2 protein-coding genes are annotated in these 1,614 nt (G+C 67.0%); both read left to right on the top strand.

Annotated elements, in window-relative coordinates; genetic code table 11:
- The coding region (locus tag KDH09_19840) for a hypothetical protein (protein MCB0221960.1) at positions 1-545 on the top strand (545 nt) is incomplete at its 5' end.
- Positions 542-1,614: FAD-binding oxidoreductase (locus KDH09_19835; protein MCB0221959.1), on the top strand; the 1,073-nt coding region annotated here is incomplete at its 3' end. The genes KDH09_19840 and KDH09_19835, both read left to right, overlap by 4 nt.

Here is a 1,614-nt window from a genome sequence, read left to right as displayed (position 1 = left end):
TGATCGAGACCCTGGCCGTGCCGCCCTCGGCGCCGGGTGTGCGTTTCGATCTGGCATTGCAGCGCGTGATCAAGGCGCTTGATGTCGAAGTGCTCGCCGGCGACGTGATCGGCGTTGAATGCGCGCGGGGCACCGTCGGATCGCTGAAGGTGCGCCTTGCCTCCGGCGAGGAAAAGGCCCTGCGGGCCCCGCGCTACGTGCTGGCCGGTGGAAAGTTCATTGGTGGCGGCATCGAGAAGGAAGGCGCGCTGCGCGAGCCGCTTTTTGGGCTGCCGGTCTTCTGGAAGGACCAGCGCTTTGTATCGGTGACCAACGAGGAGATCTTCGACCGGCGCTTCCTGCGCTCCCACGCCGCGTTCTGCGCGGGCCTTCGCGTGGACGCGAAGATGCGGCCGGTGGGCGAGGACGGCGCCGCGATCTACGAGAACCTCCATGTCGCGGGCAGCGTGCTCGGCGGTTACGACGCGGTGGCCGGGCCCGGCGGGCTCGGCGTGGCACTGGTCAGCGGCTACGTTGCGGGCCAGCACGCAGGAGGCGGCGCATGAACCCGGTTGATGTCACGCCCAGGCAGCTCGCTGCGCTCGCAAAGCTCTGCGGCCAGAGCGCGGTCAGCACGCTCGAGAGCGATCGCATTGCCAACTCCACCGACTGCTGGCCGGCCACCAAGATCGACATTCGCGACGCGCGCCTTGGAGTGCTGCCCGCGGTGGTGGTGCGCCCCGGAACGCCCGAAGAAGTCGCCAAAGTGCTGCGCTACGCAAGCGAGCAGAAACTCCCCGTCACTCCCTATGCCGAGGGCTCGGGTGTGTGCGGCGGTGCGATTCCCATTGCCGGCGGCATTTCGCTCGACACCAAGCGGCTTACCCGCGTGCTGGGTCTCGATGAGAAGTCCCAGCTTCTTCATGCGGAGTCGGGCATCAACGGCGAGAAGCTCGAGCGCTACCTGAACGCGCGCGGCTACACGCTCGGACACTTCCCGAGCTCCATCTACACGAGCACGCTGGGCGGCTGGCTCGCCGCGCGCTCGGCCGGGCAGCTCTCGAGCCTGCACGGCAAGATCGAGGACATGGTCGAGGCGCTCGAAATTGCACTTCCCGACGGACGCATCGCCAAAGAAATGGTCGTCCCCGCGCGCGCGACGGGGCCCAACTGGCAGGGGCTCTTCGTGGGCAGCGAGGGGACGCTTGGCGTCATCACCGCGGCGACCATGAAGGTAAAGCGCGCGCCGGCGTATCGCGCCTTTTCGAGCTTCCTGTTCACGGATCTCGTCTCGGGCTGGGATACGTTTCGTGAACTCCTTCAGGCGGGGCTCCGCCCGGCGGCGATGCGTCTCTACGATGAAGTCGATACCTACCTGGCCGGAAGCTCCGGCGGCGGCGAAGCCAAGGCGGGCGAGGTCGCCGAGGGCTATGGCGACGTCTTCGGCGCTTTCTACGAAGTGCTGCGCGGCTCGGGCTTTCAGCGCACACTGCGCGGCCTGGTCGGCGGCGCTCTCGGATTTTCCGGACTGCTCAATCGCGCGCTGGGGATGGTGCCCAAGCAGTGCAAGTGCATCATGGTCTTCGAGGGCGAGGAGGATCGCTGCCTGCTTGAGCAGGAGCTCGTTACCGAGAT

It is taken from the genome of Chrysiogenia bacterium (assembly GCA_020434085.1).
GTDB lineage: Bacteria > JAGRBM01 > JAGRBM01 > JAGRBM01 > JAGRBM01 > JAGRBM01.
The sequence above is the reverse complement of the archived record's forward strand: the minus strand, read 5'-3'. Positions and strand labels throughout refer to the sequence as shown.